Genomic DNA, 15,288 nt, shown 5'->3' with positions numbered 1-15,288 from the left:
TTGGCTTACGCGTATTTGCTTATTTCTGCACCAGGTATTCCGGGCTCGCCACCACCAGCATGACGGCCGCGCGCACCCGGTCCTGGGGACGATCGGCAGGAATCTCGGCGACCGCTTTCGCGATCCGGCCCGCCGTCTTGTCGCTGTAGGCGTCCCCCGCCAGCAAGGTGACGATGTGATTGACCAGCGCGGGCGTGTCGCCGGCCAGCTTGACCTCATCCTCATACCTGGTCTGCAGGTCTTCCCACCCCCGGTCCACGTAGATGGCAACGAAATTCAGGTACCCGGCCACACTGGTCTCATCGGTAATCTGCAATTCGGGTGCGACCAGCCCCTTGCGTTCCAGCTTGTCCCCCGGCGGCGAATAACCCGGCCGGAAGAAGTTGAAGACCGACGGCGAGCGCATCGGACTCTGGGCCAGCCGGATCGTATTGTCCGACGTGTCGGGCATCGACCACTTGCCATTGGTCGACGTCGCCTTGAAAGCCCGCGCCCATGCCGCAAAACGCACGATAGGCTCACGCACCTTGCCCCAGGTCGGCGATGACAGGTCCGGCGACCGCGCTTCCTGGTCCAGCAAAATGGCGCGGAACACCGCGCGCAGGTTGCCGCGCACGCCCTTGCCGTCGTCATCGAACACCGAGGCAATCCGCCGCACATAGGCCGGCGACGGGTTGCTTGTGACCAACCTTTGAATCAGCTGCCGCCCGATGAACGGGCCGACATTCGGATGCGCGGCCAGCGTATCCATGGCCATCCGCAATGCCGTGTTGCCGTCCGTGCCCGCCTTGATCGTCGTGCCCAGAAAGCGCTTTTCGCCCGGCGAATGCTGCGCGGCATCCAGCGCCATGGGCCGGCGATGGAACTCCACATCGCCCTCCCCGCCGCTCAGGTCCCAGCCCGTGAACACTTTGGCCAGCCCCTGTACATCGGCATTGGTGTAGGTGTCCACCGGCTTGCCCTTCACCAGCTTGGGAGTGCCATCGGGATTGAGCTGATACAGGCCGATGGTGAACAGCTGCATTACCTCGCGCGCGTAATTCTCGTCCGGCTGCCGGCCCGTCTTCGCGTCTTCCTTGCGGTTGCCGCGAAACGTCAGCATCGCCGCCATCGACAGGCTGCGCGACACCGCTTCGATCAGCTCGCGGAACGTGCCGAACGCGTGCCGGGTCAGCAAGTCCATGAACGACGCCGCGCCAAACAGCGGCCACGACGCCGTCACCGCCGCCACGTTCACGACAAAGATTTCCGACAAGGCAAACGCCGCCCGCACCCGCACCGCGTCGGGCGCGCTGATGAACGCGCGCCACATCGTGGCGTCCAGCGGCGCATTGATCCCGTTGCCCTTGAAGGCCTCGGTATTCACTTTCTGCGACAGCAGCCAGTCGAAATGCGTGATCGACGGCGGCATGGCCAATTGCGTATCGAGCCAGCGCGCATAGCCCTGCTTGACGACCGCATCGATCGCTTCGGGCGTGGGTCCAAACGTGGCTTGGGCAAGAAAACGCGAGGCCGCGCCGCGCGTGGGCGTGGACGCCGAGTCGGCGCGTACATCGGGTGGCATGGTGAGCGGTCCTGATGCCCGCGCAAAACCGGCGCGAGCGAGGCGGCAGCAGGCGGGAATGGTGTCCGGAAGTGGCCAGCGGCGGGCCGCACGTCGGACGCCCACCTGCAACGGTTAGAGGAGTCACTCCCAGTGTAGGACACGCCCGCCGGGATGGCGTCCTGCTTCCGGCTTCATCCCTGGTACTAGTTCTTCACGTCGGCACCGGGTGCCGTGTGGAAAAAAAGCCCGTGCACACCGGCACGGGCTTTTCGTCGTAACGGCTTTCACCGCCGTGTTGGGAACCTACTCTTCCAGCGTATAGGCCAGCACCGAATCACCCGGCGTGGTGCCGATCGATCCGTGGCCGCCTGCGGCCAGCACGACGTACTGCTTGCCGTCGGCGCCGCGATAGGTCATGGGCGTGGCCTGGCCGCCTGCGGGCAGGCGGGCTTTCCACAGCTCTTCGCCCGTGCTGACGTTGTAGGCACGCAGGTAGTTGTCCAGCGTGGCCGCGGTGAACGACACGCCGCCGCCCGTCATCAGCGTGCCGCCATGGCTGATGATGCCCATGGGAAGCGGAATCGGGAACGGGAAGGGCAGGAAGCTCGTCTTCTGGTCCTTGACGGTGCCGTTGCGGCGCACCCACGCGGTCTCGCCGCTCTTCAGGTCGACGCCGGCCATGGTGCCCCACGGCGGTGCCTGGCACGGCAGGCCCAGGCCGGACCGGAAGTGCTGGATGCTGATGGCGAAACGCGCGCCGAAGTTCTCGTTGAACACCGGCTTGCCTTCCTTGGTGACCATACGTTCGTCAGGCTTCTGCTGGTAGTCGGGCCGTTCCACGAAGTGGTACAGGTAGGCCAGACGCACCGGCGTGCCGATGAGCACCTGGCGCACGGGGTCCACGGCGACGCTGCCCCAGTTGAAGACCCCGATGTTGCCCGGGTAGATCAGCGAGCCGGCAATGGTGGGCGGCGTCCAGGGATTGCCGTCGTAGCGATGCTTGTTGAACGTAATCCGGCACATCAGCTGGTCGATCGGCGTCGTGCCCCACATGTCGCGTTCTTTCAGCGCGGGGGGAATGAAGTTCAAGGATGACACCGGTTGCGTGGGCGACGGCTTTTCGCCGGGCACGTCGGTCTCGGTCGAAACCTTCACCTCTTCCACGGGCAGCACGGGCTTGCCATTGCGGCGATCCAGCACGAACAGGTTGCCGCCCTTGGTGGGCAACACCAGCGACGGCACCTGGGCGCCTTGCACGGTCAGGTCGAGCAGCGATGGCTGCGACGGATTGTCGCGGTCCCACAGGTCATGGTGCGAGGTCTGGAAACGCCAGATGGGCGATCCCGTCTTCAGGTCCAGTGCCACCACCGTGTCGGTATAGGCCTCGTCATCCATCGAGCGGTCGATACCCAGCTGGTCGGGCGACTTGTTGCCAAGCGGCACGTAGACCAGGCCGAGCGCTTCGTCCGCCGCAAAGATCGTCCAGCTGGTGGGCGAGTTCGGCGTGTAGGTCCGGCCTTCCGGCAATGGACGTGTATCCGAAGGATTGCCCGCATCGAAGTTCCAGACCAGCTTGCCGGTCCGCACGTCAAAGGCGCGCGTCACCCCCGACGGGTTGTTCACATAAGCGTTGTCGATGATCGAGCCGCCCACGATGGCCAGGTCGCGCGTCACGGTCGGCGGCGAGGTCTGCATGTAGGTCGACTTGCGGATGTGGGTCAGGCCCTTGAGGAGGTTGACATAGCCGCCTTCTCCGAAGCCCTGGCACAGCTTGCCGGTGTTGGCGTCGACCGCGAACAGGCGTCCGTCGGTCGTGGTGGCGACGATCCGGCGACGGCAGTCGGCCGTGGCAGCACCCGCAGCGGCCGCAGGCGCAACCGCCGCCGCAGCACCGGCGCGGGCCCCTGTGCCCACATCTGCCGCATCTTCATCGTGATACGACACGCCGCGGCAGGTCTGGTGCTGCAGCATCGCATCGGGTTCGACCACCGGGTCGAACTTCCAACGCTCTTTCCCGGTCGCCGGATCCAGCGCGACGATACGGTTGTGCGGCGTGCACAGGTACAGCATGCCGTTGACCTTCAGCGGCGTCGCTTCGAAGGTGTATTCCGACGCGTCCCGCGCCGGATCGCGCAGGTCACCCGTGTGGTATTCCCATGCCAGCTTCAGCTTCTTGACGTTGTCGAGATTGATGTCCTTGAGCGACGAATACCGCTGGCCCAGGTTGTTGCCGCCATAGGCGACCCAGTCATCCGCCGGAAACGGCGCGGTGCCCGGGATGGCGGGCGGCGGCACGGCGTCGGCCTGCGTGGTGGGCAGGCTGCCCTCGGTCGGGAAGGGATCGTAGAAACACATGCCGATCGTCAGCACGATCAGCAGCCCCATGACGCCGGCCAGCAGGCCATGCGCGCCCTTCCACAGAGGCGCGATGCCGCGGCGGCCGTCATTCGCCTTCAGGCGCTTCGAGATAGGATCGAGGTTGTGTTGACGGGCCACCTGGCCGTTGTTCAGGCGGCGCGCCACGAACGGCAGCGCCAGCCACAGGCCCAGCACGGCCAGCAGCGCGCCCCGCGGTATCAGTTGCCACTTGTCGAAACCCACTTCCCAGAGCGACCAGACCAGTGTCAACAGCAGCAGTAGCGCATACACACCAAAGGCTGCGCGGCGGCGGCGCAGGACCAGCACGCCGGAAAAAATGAGGCCCAGCCCCATCACGATATAGAACGGACTTCCTCCCACCGTGACGAGGGATATACCCAAGCCACCAATGACGAGACCAAGCAGTATGAAAAGACTGCCGGTGATTAGTACTAACATCTATTGACCCCCAGTTAAGTGCGAATAGTCCCACATCCGCGGCGCGCAGCAGGGCATAACCCTGAGACGGTCGTTGGATAAAGTGGTCATGGTGGGACCGGTACCGCGCCAGGGTCGGCAGCCCATGCACCACCGCGCAACGCTCGGACGCGAGGGGCAAGACGCATGGAGAATGCCTGGCAGGCGGGCGCAAGACGCGCCGCTGTGCTCATCATGCGGACAGACACGAGATACGCCCTGCGACAGGTCCGGCGCACGAATGGGGATATCATCAAACCACGCATCACCTTAAAGTGACCTGATGAACGTACTGATCAACAGCCTCGTTTTTGTCTCGACCGTAGTCGGGATGGAGCTTTTCGCCATCGTCGCGCACAAGTACATCATGCACGGCTGGGGATGGGGCTGGCATGCGTCGCATCACGCGCCGCGCACGGGCTGGTTCGAAAAGAACGACCTGTACGCCGTCGTGTTCGCGGGCGTGTCGATCGTGCTGATCGCGCTCGGGTCGGCCGGCCATCACCCGCTGGAATGGATAGGCGCCGGCATGACGGCCTATGGCCTGCTGTATTTCCTGGCGCACGACGGGCTGGTGCATCGCCGCCTGCCGTGGCGCTACACACCGCGCCAGGGATATCTCAAGCGGCTGTACCAGGCACACCGCATCCACCATGCCGTCCACGGCAAGGAAGGCTGCGTGTCCTTCGGTTTCCTGTATGCGCCGTCGGTTGCGGCGCTCAAGCAGCAGTTGCAGCAGATCCATGGCGAGGCCGGTCTGCGTCAGGCCGCGACGTTTCCGGCAGACGCGCCGCTGACGGATCCAGGTCCGGCCGCGGCCGCGCCCACAGATGCGCGGGCCGCGCGGCGGGCGTCTGCCCCCGCAGGCGAAGCGCAGTAACGGCTGCGCCGCCCAGCAGGCGCAGCTTGTCGGCCTTGGAGGTCGACACCCGCTTGTCCCACGCGCGCGGGCCCAGGACCTTTACCTTGACGCCGATATCGCGATACACCCCGCGCGCCGTCGCTATCGACCACGCCGACCGCCCGGGCAAGACCTTCACCCCTTCCAGCGCCGACGCGTAGTACGGCTCGGCCTCGTCCACCAGCCGGGCGCCCAAGGGCGCGAGCTGCGCGCGATAGGCCGGGTCGCCCACCCGATCCAGTGGAATGCCCGCGTCCCGCAACCAGTCCGACGGGACATAACACCTGCCCACGGCCGCATCGTCCACGATGTCGCGCGCGATATTGGTCAACTGGAAGGCCAGTCCCAGGTCGCACGCACGGTCCAGCGTCGCCTCGTCCTTCACGCCCATGATCACCGCCATCATCAGGCCCACGACACCCGCTACGTGATAGCAATAGTTCAGCGTGTCTTCCAGCGTTTCATACTTGCGTTCGTGCACGTCCATCGCAAAGCCGTCCAGGTGCTCGAAGGCGTACTGCTCTGGAATGCGATGCTTCAGCGCCACTTCCTGGAAGGCGGCAAATGCCGGATCCGTCATGGTCTCGCCCGCGTAGGCGCGGCGCGTTTCGGCATACAAGGTGGCCAGCCGGGCTTCGCCTTCGGCCCGGTCCCTGGCCGCATCCTCAGGCTTGCCCGGAACCGCGCCAAAGCCCAACTCCTGCCCGTCGACCACGTCGTCGCAGTGCCGGCACCACGCGTACAACATCAAGGCGCTGCGGCGGGTGTCGGGGGCGAACAGCTTGGCGGCGGCCGCAAAGCTCTTGGACCCGACCGCGATGGTCTGCGTCGCGTGCGCCAGCAGCGCCTCGCTCATCGTGCGGCCTCGGCCAGCATCAGCCCGGCAGTGGCCTTGGCCGATCCGATCACGCCCGGCACCCCCGCGCCCGGGTGCGTGCCTGCGCCCACCAAATACAGGTTGGGCAGGTCGGCATCGCGGTTGTGCGGACGGAACCACGCGCTCTGCGTCAGGATGGGTTCCAGCGAGAACGCCGACCCCACATGCGCATTCAGTTCATCGCGAAAATCCAGCGGGGTGAAAAAGCGCGTCGTCACCAGCTGGCTGCGCAGGCCGGGCATGTAGCGCTCTTCCAGATAGGCCAGGATCTTGTCGCGATACTTCGGGCCTTCCGTTTCCCAGTCGATGGGCGCGTTGCCCAGGTGGGGCACCGGGGCCAGCACATAGTGACTGCCGCAACCCGGTGGCGCGAGCGACGGGTCGGTAATGCACGGTGCATGCAGATACAGCGAAAAATCGTCCGCCAGCGTATCCAGGTGGAAGATGTCGTGGATCAGTTGCTGGTAGCGCGGTCCGAAACACACCGTGTGATGCTGGAGCTGCGCATGGTGATGATTCACACCGAAATACAGCACGAACAGGGAATTGCTGAAGCGCTTCTTGCGCAGCGAATTGGCGCGAGACACGCCCCGCGGGTGGTGACCCAGGAGCTTGTCGTAGGTGAACATGACGTCGGCATTCGACGCCACCGCATCGGCCGGGAACAGCTCGCCGCCTTCCAGCCGCACGCCCGTCACCCGGTTGTTCGCGACCTCGATCTTCGCCACCGGCGCATTGACCTCGATGCGTCCGCCCAGGTCCTCGAACAGCCGCACCAGGCCGCGTACCAAGGCCCCCGTGCCGCCCTTCGGAAACCACACGCCCCACTTGCGCTCCAGCGCGTGGATCAGCGTATAGATCGACGACGTCGCGAACGGATTGCCGCCCACCAGCAAGGAATGGAACGAGAACGCCTGGCGCAGATGTTCGTCCTGGATGAACTTGGAGACCATGCTGTACACGGTGCGCCAGGCCTGCAGCTTGGCCAGTTGCGGGCCCACGGCCACCATGTCGCGGAACGACAGGAACGGCACGGCGCCCAGCTTCAGATAGCCTTCGTCGAATACCGCTTTGGAATACGCCAGAAAGCGCTGATAACCGGCGACGTCAGCCGGATTGCGCGCGTGGATCTGGCGGTCCAGGGATTCCTGGTCATTGACGTAATCAAAGCTCGATCCGTCTTCCCAGCACAGGCGATAGAACGGCGAGACCGGCAGCATCTCGACATAATCCGACATCTTCCTGCCGGCCAGCGTGAACAGTTCCTCGATCGCCGACGGGTCGGTGATCACGGTCGGGCCGGCATCGAACACAAACCCCTGGTCCTCGTACACATAGGCGCGGCCGCCCGGCTTGTCCCGCTTTTCCAGCAGCGTGGTCTGCACGCCGCTTGCCTGCAGGCGAATGGCCAGGGCCAGTCCGCCAAAGCCGGCGCCAATCACCACGGCACGTTGCGCGTCGCTCATTCGTAATTCCTGATTCGATGGGGATGGACCGCCAGCGCGGCCTTCATGGCCTGCGCTACCGGAACCGGTGGCTTGCCGACCAGAATGCGCAGCTTGTCGTGCGGCGCAAGTCGCCCCGCATAGAAGCGGCGGATCAGGCCTTCGGACAAGCCGTAGAAACGTTGCATGACGCGCCACCGGTCATCCGACCGGCCCGCCAGAAACAGCATGCGGTTGAGAAGACGGAAGTACCCTTGCGCGCGCCATTCGTGGCGGGCCTCGTCGCGGATCGCCGCGAACAAGGCCGGTGCCCGCAGGTCGGGCAGCGCCGCCAGCCGCCATGCCAGTCGCAACGCATGAGGTAGAGAATAGCCGGTCGTCGGATGAAAAAGTGCCGCGCGCAGACCGGTTGTCGGTTGCTCACCGATATCTCTCCAGAACGCTTCCGTATCGCCCGCCAGGATGATCGGCAACGACCCGCGTTCTTCGCGGAAAAGTTCGGCAATCGTCCAGCCCTTGGACCGTGCGTATTCAGTGACATTGGCCCGCAGAATGTTTTCGGTCAAGCGCTGGTGATCGACATAATGGGTGTCCTCGATCAAGAGGCGATCCGGCCCGAACGGCAGCACGTACACGAAGCGATAGCCCCCGCCCTGCGGCACGCTGGCATCCATGATGATCGGAGCCGTCATTCCGTGGGGCTGCGCCAGCCGGACCTCCTGGCCCAGGAAGGTCTGGTAGCCCAGCGCAAGATGTTCGCTCGCGCGTGGGCCGCGGCCGTCGACCACGGCGGCCGCCGTCAGCGTCTGCCCGGTCGCCAATCGGACCGACGTCGGCGTTACCTCACTCACTGCCACATCCAGCCGCAGCCGGTCGCCCAGCACCGGCGCAACCACGCGCGCGAAATCATCCGACGCAATGCTGGCGTAGCCGCTGTGCAGCGTGCGTTTCCTCTCGGGAAAGACGACCTGATAACTCTGCCAGCTGCAGGAAATGACAGGCTCCAGCCAGGCGCGTTGTGCCGGGTCGATGTCACTGTCATGAAACGACCAGGTGTGATTGCCGCCCAGGCGGTCGCCGCCTTCGAGCACCAGGAAATGGATGTCCGGGCGTTCTGACGCCAGGCGCCAGGCCAGCAGCCCGTTGGCCAGGCCACCGCCCACCAGGATCATGTCGAACGGCCCGGAATCCAATGCGGAGCCCATCCTGGCACCGTGCCCTGCTGCGCCTGGCAGCCCGCCCGCGCTCACGCTTGCTGCACGGCAGGCGCGCGCGCCTCGGCCGATCCGATCGGGGAGATGACATCAGCCTGGCGCGGGCTGCCCGTTGTCGTGCGCCCCGCCGGCATCCGTCCCTGCACTGCATCCAGAACGATCTCGACCGCACGCCGCGTCCCGCCGGCCCGCAGCACGGCCGCCGACAAGCCCTCCAGGCGCCCGGCCATCTCGGTGTCATCCAGCAATTCGCGCAGCAAGGTCGCCAGCCGGCCCACGGTCGCAAAGCGGGGGGAGGCGCGCCGCCCCGCCCCGATCCGCACCATCCGCGCCGCCGCGCCGGGCTGGTCGAACGCAATCGGCATCGCCAGCATGGGCGTGCGGGTCGCCATGGCATCCAGCACCGTATTGAGGCCACCATGGGACACCACCGCGTCGGCCCGCATCAGCGCGGCGCCCTGCGGCGCGTAGTCCGTCACCCACGTGGCGCCCGCGGCCTGCAATTCGCTGGCCTGCTGCGCGTTCAGCCCGCCGCAATGACCCACCAGCAACTGCGCGTCGACCCGCCGACACGCCTGCGCGATCCGCTTGAACAGGTCCAGGCGATGCCCCTGCACCGTGCCCAGCGACGCAAACACAAACGGCCGGTCATCGGCGATCGGCCAGGTCAGTGGCGGACCCGACGTATCCACCGGCCGCAGCGGACCCACATAGTGGAAATGCGCAGGCAAGGCCCTGCGGGGAAAGTCGAATTCGGGAATGATCTGGCTCACTTGCGCCAAGGGCGACAGGCACTCGTGCAACGCGCCGCGCCGCGACAGACCGAAGCCGGCCGCGCGGGCTTCGATCACCCGGCGATGCGGCGTCATCATCCAGTCGTAGACCCGCTCGCTCTGGGCGGCCATCTGCGCCGACTTCTCGGTGTCTTCCCACACAAAGGGCATGACCGGCAGCGGCACACCCGGCTCGCGGTTGACAGGCAAGGCACACGCAATCGAGACGTAAGGCAGCCCCACCCCGTCGCCTATCAGTCCGCCCGCCGCTTCCATCTGGTCGCACAGCAAGGCATCGATGCCCAGGCGAGAGATCGCCGCCGGCACCTCGCGGCACAGCATGTCGGTGCATCGCGCAAGATCGACGATCACGCGGCGCAGGCCCCACGGACTGCCCGGATTGGCCGCTGCGCGCGTCGCATGGATAAGCGACCCCGGCGGGTGCGTGGCGGCGCCAACCGCCTCGAACCCGATGCGGGAATCCGTCACGAACGGCCGGGTGTCTACCTGGTGGATGAAGGTGACGCGATGCCCCCGATCGACCAGGGCAGAAGCGAGCGCCTGCAGCACCTGAAAATGGCTTGAAAACGCCGGCGCGATGACGCCAAAATGAATCATGCCCAACGTTCCATACTGAAAGAAGAAACCCGTGACGCACGCAGCGCCTGCGGCGTGCTTGCGGTGCTGGCGACGCCGGCTTTGACGTTGTACAACATCCGTCAGGGTGCACGTCCGGCCGGCCTGCGGACTGCAACCGGCAGCGTTCCATCGTTTACAAGACTGCGGCCGAAAAGCAGGTACCCTGACGGGCTGAATCGCTCGAAAGCATGCAGCATCGGTCCCGCACTGGGGCGAATTGTCGCAGTTCGAAGTGTCACAAGGCTTTTCAAAGGACCTGGCCTATGGTTTTACCCGTCACCGCTACGCAGGACGCCCCGCCGTCATGCGACGTGCGCGCGCTTCGCCAGGACGTGGAACTGCGGCTTGCCGACCTGCTGCCCGAAGCCGGCGGCGAACGCGACCTGATTGCGCTGGCCATGCGCGAAAGCACCCTTGCGCCAGGCAAACGTGTCCGCCCCTTGCTGCTGGTGCTGACTGCGCGCGACCTGGGGTATGACGATCCCGCCCTGCTCGATCTGGCCTGCGCGGTCGAGATGGTGCACGCTGCCTCGTTGGTCCTGGATGACATGCCCTGCATGGACAACGCGCGCCTGCGCCGCGGCCGTCCGACCATTCATCTGCACTTTGGTGAGGATGTCGCGATTCTCACGGCAGTCGCCCTGCTGACGCGCGCCTTCCACCTGGTATCGAGCCTGTCGGCCGTCCCGCCGCTGCTGCGCACGCAACTGGTCGGCGCCCTGGCCAACGCGGTCGGCACGCAGGGACTCGTCAAAGGGCAATACCAGGATTTGCGGGAAGGCACCCGGCCACGGTCGGCCGACGAAATTGCGTCCACCAACGATCTCAAGACCAGTGTGCTGTTTAGCGCCACCATCGACATGGCGGCCATCATTGCGCAAGCCGACGAATCCATTCGCGTCACGCTGGGCAGCTTTGCGTCGGAACTGGGCCAGGCTTTCCAGTTGCTGGACGACCTGCGCGACACCCGCGACAACGATACCGCCGCCACCGGCAAAGACATCTGCAAAGACGAAGGCAAGTCGACCTTGATCGCGCTGCTTGGCGTCGAAGCCGCGCGTCGCCGGCTTGGCATGCATCTGCATCATGCCGACGCGCATCTGAGCCGCGCCCTGGGCGACCGGCAAGACACCCGCGCGTTCGTGCGTGCGCTGTTCGACGCCGCCATGCTGCCGGCCGTGCAGCGCAATGCGGCGCTGACGGGCGCGGCGGGCTGATCGCCGACGTGCTCGGGATCTGCTCGCTCCCGCTTCAGCTCACTTCCGCCTTTTGGGGGCACTGACGCCTCAGTGCCTCAAGGGTTCAGTCGACGGCGCGCTCCAGCGCCGCGCGCAGCGCACCGGGGTCGGTATACGTTTTCTGATTGACCAGCACGCCATCGCGCAGTTGCAACCACGTCACCGCGTCGTTCTGTTCCACATACTTCGACGCCACCGTGCCCTCACGATCCAGCACGATCCGGTAGCTCGCCTTCTTCATGGCGGGCACCATGAACATGCGACCCACTGACGGCACCCGCGCGATGTCGGCCACGTACACCACCTTGCGCGCTTCCAGATAGCCGGCCGGCTGGTCTTCCATCGCCGCATTCACCACCTTGGCGGCATCCATGCTGCGCGCCACCAGCAGCACCTTCACGTCATTGCTGAACGCATAGGGCTTGTCGAACTGATCATCGAGGGTCCACGGCTCGACGCGCGCGCCGGCATCCATGGCGTGCGCGCCCAGCGAAGCCAGCGTCAGGACCACGGCAGCAAAGGTTTTGATCATGTGGCGTTCCGATAAGAAGAAGTGCGGGCAATGTAGCCGATCAAGCAAGCAAGGCAAGCGGCGCATTTGCAGCCGGATGCAACGAAGAGACCTGCTTCCGTTCGACTCCCGTCTGCTGGCGTTGCCACAGGGGCGTGATCTGCCCACCCGGCAGCATTAACAGGCGCTGCATTTGGTCACGCTCATGAGCGACGTCGTCGCGCCGTTTGCCGACGACAACGTTCATGTTGATCCGGTGCTGGGCAAGCCTTGCGCAATCAAGGATGCGGAGCGCGCGCTTCAGGCCGCAATAACGAAGCAGGTACCGCCTCTTGACCAGGCGCCGTCGCGGCCGCTGGCGCGCATCGCCGTCGTACCCCACGCTGCGCTAGTCAGCCTGGACGATCTTGACGATTGCCTCGGCGATCTCCAGGGCGCTTCCTGTGCAGTCGATCGGTCCATCGTACTTCGCCGCGTTCTCTGGCATGCCAGGCGCTTCGCGTTGGCTACCGTCCAACGTCCGGTCGATCACCATGACATGCCCGCCCGCATGGTTGATCGCAGCCAATCCGCGGGAGCCATCGTCCAGGGCCCCGGAAAGCACCACGCCTATCATGCGCTTGCCGCCAAAACGCGCCACCGACCCGAACAACAAGTCGACCGTTCGATTTCCGTAATCGCGGTCCGGGTCCCCGATCAGAATGCCATAGCTCCGCTCCACCAGCGTCAGATGCTGCTCGGGCAGGCCGATGTACACAGTGCCCGGCATGAACTTTTCTCCCGTCTCCGCCTCGATGACAGGCATCGACGCGTCTTTTGCGAGAATCCGGCGCAACGTGCTGACGACCCCCCAAGGACGATGCAGAACCACCAGCACAATGATCGCAAGCGATGGCGGCAGCGCGCGCAGCAGCGCGCGAATGTCTGCAACCCCTTCCGAGCCAGACGCGCCAACGGCCAGAACCCAAGGTTCCTCTGTTTTCATCACATGCTCCCAAGTTCGGCCGCCAGTATGGACGCCATCCGGCGTCATGACCACTGCCGTCGTTTGCGCTGGTGCCGCCGGCCGCAGATCTGCCCTGGGGCGTGGCGGCTGGCGCCGAGTTGGCGCAGGCGCTCGAAGGCAGCTTGGCGAGCGCGGTAAGTTGGACAGGCATTTGCTTGAGAAACGCGGTGCGATACTGAAGAACGTTACCGCGTTGCTCTTCGTCATCCTTGGCATGCTCGGTGCGTTCGCAGGATTCGTCCGGTCCATGACCGTCGACGGGCGCGCATTGGGAAACCTGTACGGTCACCCAGTGATTCATATTCCAAAGTTTGGAATACAAAAGCAAAAGGGGCTACGTCGCGATGACGTAACCCCTTGAATTTTTTGGCGGAGCGGACGGGACTCGAACCCGCGACCCCCGGCGTGACAGGCCGGTATTCTAACCAACTGAACTACCGCTCCGCAGCGGCCCTGCAAACTTCAATACTGCTTACTTCAACACTACCAACTACTTGCACTACAAGCTGTCCTGCCCAACCAACAGGTTTGGTGGCGTCCCCAGGGGGATTCGAACCCCCGTACTCACCGTGAAAGGGTGATGTCCTAGGCCTCTAGACGATGGGGACAACTTGTACTGCTTACTGACACTGCTTGCTTACCAACGCACTGCTTGGTGCAGCCCGCTATCTTACTACATACTGCTTTCTTCGCACAACTCATCGACTTGTCTGATCGAAGGTTGGTGGTGGAGGTAAGCGGGATCGAACCGCTGACCTCTTGCATGCCATGCAAGCGCTCTCCCAGCTGAGCTATACCCCCCGTGCAGCGAAGAACGACATTATGCACACTTTTTAGATCCGGTGCAAGCGTTCCAGCACAACTTCTTTGCCAAGCAATTCCAGGACCGCGTCGATGGCAGGGGTTTGGGCCCGGCCGGTCACTGCTACGCGCAAAGGAATGCCCAACAACGGCATTTTAACCCCATGTTTGGCCAGAAGTGGCTTCATGAGGCCCTGAATGTTCTCGCGGGTCCATTCGATCTGGGCTGCCTGGGCCGCAAAGTCCTGCAATATCGGGCGCGTGACGTCGGTCAGGTGCTGCGAAATTAATTCTGGCGGTGTCGCGGACGCATCGAACTCGCCGCAGAACAGCATGGCTTCGTCGGCCAGTTGTTCGAGCGTTTCGGCACGTTCCTTGAGCAGTCCCATGATGGCGGCCAGGTTCACGCCGTCGGTCTTGCCGCCGCGTTGGGCGATGCGGGGCGCAACGCGGGCGGCCAGGTCGTCGTTGCTGCTGGCCTTGATGTAGTGGGCGTTGACCCAGTTCAGCTTTTTCGGGTCCCACTGGGCTGCGGACTTGGACAGGCTGCGGGTGTCGAACCAGTCCACCAGTTGGTCGCGCGAAAAGATTTCGTCGTCGCCGTGGCTCCAGCCCAGGCGGGCCAGGTAATTGACCATGGCCTCGGGCAGGTAGCCCTGGTCGTCGTACTGCATGACGCTGACGGCGCCGTGGCGCTTGGACAGTTTTTCGCCGTCGGGGCCCAGGATCATGGGCACGTGGCCGTATTCGGGAAGGGCGGCGCCCAGGGCGGTCAAAATATTGATCTGACGGGGCGTGTTGTTGACATGGTCGTCGCCGCGGATGACGTGGCTGATCTTCATATCCCAGTCGTCGACCACCACGCAGAAGTTGTAGGTCGGCGTGCCGTCGGGCCGGGCGATGATCAGGTCGTCCAGTTCGCCGTTCGAAAAGCTGATCGGACCTTTGACCATGTCGTTCCAGGTCACGTCGCCATCGACCGGGTTCTTGAAGCGCACCACGGGTTTGCGGTCGGCGGGGATGGAGGGCAAGGTCTTGCCGGTTTCGGGGCGCCAGGTGCCGTCGTAGCGCGGCTTGCGGCCTTCGGCGCGCGCCAGTTCGCGCATGGCTTCGATTTCCTGCGGCGAGCTGTAGCAGTAGTAGGCGGTGCCGGCGGCGAGCATCTGGGCCACGACTTCGCGATAGCGGTCCATGCGCTGCATTTGGTAGAACGGACCTTCGTCGTGCGACAGTTCGAGCCACTGCATGCCGTCGATGATGGCCTGGACGGCTTCGGGCGTGGACCGTTCGACGTCGGTGTCTTCGACGCGCAAGATGAACGTGCCGCCGTGGTGGCGCGCGAATGCCCACGAGAACAGGGCCGTGCGGGCGCCGCCCAGGTGCAGAAAGCCGGTGGGCGATGGGGCGAACCGGGTGCGCACGTTGGCCAGGCGGGCAGGCGATGTCGGGGTGTCGGTGCTCATGGGCAATCTCGAAAAAGAGGGGACTGCGGCACAGTCCAA

The 15,288-nt window shown here is 64.8% G+C and carries 11 protein-coding genes, 3 tRNA genes and 1 pseudogene; 2 read left to right on the top strand and 13 right to left on the bottom strand.

Annotated features, from left to right (window positions below):
• Nucleotides 1-19 precede the first annotated feature (19 nt).
• Together IE116_RS20050 and IE116_RS20045 are read right to left on the bottom strand one after the other, a co-directional pair.
• Entirely contained in the window at nt 20-1,564 is a 1,545-nt protein-coding gene (locus IE116_RS20050; RefSeq protein WP_189615023.1) for a DUF1800 domain-containing protein, read from the bottom strand.
• A 285-nt stretch (nt 1,565-1,849) separates the two neighbouring features.
• Nucleotides 1,850-4,363, bottom strand: coding sequence for a membrane-bound PQQ-dependent dehydrogenase, glucose/quinate/shikimate family (locus IE116_RS20045; protein WP_189615022.1), 2,514 nt, complete (start codon nt 4,361-4,363; stop codon nt 1,850-1,852).
• A 301-nt stretch (nt 4,364-4,664) separates the two neighbouring features.
• On the opposite strand from IE116_RS20045, the pseudogene IE116_RS25990 reads away from it, so the two are divergent.
• Nucleotides 4,665-5,012 (top strand): annotated as a pseudogene (locus IE116_RS25990) (sterol desaturase family protein); the annotation flags it as partial.
• An 88-nt stretch (nt 5,013-5,100) separates the two neighbouring features.
• On the opposite strand, the gene crtB reads toward IE116_RS25990, so the two are convergent.
• Genes crtB through IE116_RS20020 form a run of 4 tightly spaced genes read right to left on the bottom strand, consistent with a single transcriptional unit; the run spans nt 5,101 to nt 10,209 of the window.
• Nucleotides 5,101-6,138, bottom strand: coding sequence for a 15-cis-phytoene synthase CrtB (gene crtB / locus IE116_RS20035; RefSeq protein WP_229828579.1), 1,038 nt, complete (start codon nt 6,136-6,138; stop codon nt 5,101-5,103).
• Nucleotides 6,135-7,625: a phytoene desaturase gene (locus tag IE116_RS20030; protein WP_189615020.1), complete on the bottom strand. Its 1,491-nt coding sequence runs from the start codon at nt 7,623-7,625 to the stop codon at nt 6,135-6,137. The genes crtB and IE116_RS20030 overlap by 4 nt, the downstream gene beginning before the upstream one ends.
• Nucleotides 7,622-8,809, bottom strand: coding sequence for a lycopene beta-cyclase CrtY (crtY, locus tag IE116_RS20025; protein WP_189615019.1), 1,188 nt, complete (start codon nt 8,807-8,809; stop codon nt 7,622-7,624). The genes IE116_RS20030 and crtY overlap by 4 nt, the downstream gene beginning before the upstream one ends.
• A 41-nt stretch (nt 8,810-8,850) precedes the next feature.
• On the bottom strand, nt 8,851-10,209 hold the full coding sequence (locus IE116_RS20020) for a glycosyltransferase (protein WP_189615018.1): 1,359 nt from the start codon (nt 10,207-10,209) through the stop codon (nt 8,851-8,853).
• Between the two features lie 284 nt (nt 10,210-10,493).
• Here IE116_RS20020 and IE116_RS20015 point away from each other — a divergent pair, with 284 nt between their 5' ends.
• Nucleotides 10,494-11,447, top strand: a complete 954-nt coding sequence (locus IE116_RS20015) for a polyprenyl synthetase family protein (protein WP_189615017.1) — start codon at nt 10,494-10,496, stop codon at nt 11,445-11,447.
• An 85-nt stretch (nt 11,448-11,532) separates the two neighbouring features.
• Here the strand turns inward: IE116_RS20015 and IE116_RS20010 are convergent, their stop codons facing one another.
• From IE116_RS20010 to gltX, 7 genes are all read right to left on the bottom strand, one after another.
• Entirely contained in the window at nt 11,533-12,000 is a 468-nt protein-coding gene (locus IE116_RS20010) for an FAD/FMN-containing dehydrogenase (RefSeq protein WP_229828577.1), read from the bottom strand.
• Nucleotides 12,001-12,040: 40 nt separating this feature from the next.
• Entirely contained in the window at nt 12,041-12,226 is a 186-nt protein-coding gene (locus IE116_RS20005; protein WP_189615016.1) for a hypothetical protein, read from the bottom strand.
• A 141-nt stretch (nt 12,227-12,367) separates the two neighbouring features.
• Complete coding sequence (locus IE116_RS20000) at nt 12,368-12,964, bottom strand: chemotaxis protein CheB (protein ID WP_189615015.1); 597 nt, start codon at nt 12,962-12,964, stop codon at nt 12,368-12,370.
• Nucleotides 12,965-13,352: 388 nt separating this feature from the next.
• Nucleotides 13,353-13,429 (bottom strand) — tRNA-Asp (locus tag IE116_RS19995).
• 88 nt (nt 13,430-13,517) lie between these two features.
• A tRNA-Glu gene (locus IE116_RS19990) sits at nt 13,518-13,593 on the bottom strand.
• Between the two features lie 117 nt (nt 13,594-13,710).
• Nucleotides 13,711-13,786 (bottom strand) — tRNA-Ala (locus tag IE116_RS19985).
• Nucleotides 13,787-13,818: 32 nt separating this feature from the next.
• A complete protein-coding gene (gltX, locus tag IE116_RS19980) occupies nt 13,819-15,249 on the bottom strand; it encodes a glutamate--tRNA ligase (RefSeq protein WP_189615014.1) in 1,431 nt (476 codons plus the stop codon).
• Nucleotides 15,250-15,288 lie beyond the last annotated feature (39 nt).

Source organism: Pigmentiphaga litoralis, assembly GCF_014651835.1.
GTDB classification, from domain to species: Bacteria; Pseudomonadota; Gammaproteobacteria; order Burkholderiales; family Burkholderiaceae_B; genus Pigmentiphaga; species Pigmentiphaga litoralis.
This window is presented reverse-complemented; position numbering and strand designations above follow the sequence as displayed.

Excerpts from the sequence above, each read along its gene's own strand:
- IE116_RS20000 (WP_189615015.1), bottom strand. The coding sequence starts at position 12,964 with ATGAAAACAGAGGAACCTTGGGTTCTGGCCGTTGGCGCGTCTGGCTCG.
- IE116_RS20015 (WP_189615017.1), top strand. The coding sequence starts at position 10,494 with ATGGTTTTACCCGTCACCGCTACGCAGGACGCCCCGCCGTCATGCGAC.
- IE116_RS20030 (WP_189615020.1), bottom strand. The coding sequence starts at position 7,625 with ATGAGCGACGCGCAACGTGCCGTGGTGATTGGCGCCGGCTTTGGCGGA.
- IE116_RS20050 (WP_189615023.1), bottom strand. The coding sequence starts at position 1,564 with ATGCCACCCGATGTACGCGCCGACTCGGCGTCCACGCCCACGCGCGGC.
- IE116_RS20020 (WP_189615018.1), bottom strand. The coding sequence starts at position 10,209 with ATGATTCATTTTGGCGTCATCGCGCCGGCGTTTTCAAGCCATTTTCAG.
- IE116_RS20005 (WP_189615016.1), bottom strand. The coding sequence starts at position 12,226 with ATGAACGTTGTCGTCGGCAAACGGCGCGACGACGTCGCTCATGAGCGT.
- IE116_RS20010 (WP_229828577.1), bottom strand. The coding sequence starts at position 12,000 with ATGATCAAAACCTTTGCTGCCGTGGTCCTGACGCTGGCTTCGCTGGGC.
- crtY (WP_189615019.1), bottom strand. The coding sequence starts at position 8,809 with ATGGGCTCCGCATTGGATTCCGGGCCGTTCGACATGATCCTGGTGGGC.
- gltX (WP_189615014.1), bottom strand. The coding sequence starts at position 15,249 with ATGAGCACCGACACCCCGACATCGCCTGCCCGCCTGGCCAACGTGCGC.
- IE116_RS20045 (WP_189615022.1), bottom strand. The coding sequence starts at position 4,363 with ATGTTAGTACTAATCACCGGCAGTCTTTTCATACTGCTTGGTCTCGTC.
- crtB (WP_229828579.1), bottom strand. The coding sequence starts at position 6,138 with ATGAGCGAGGCGCTGCTGGCGCACGCGACGCAGACCATCGCGGTCGGG.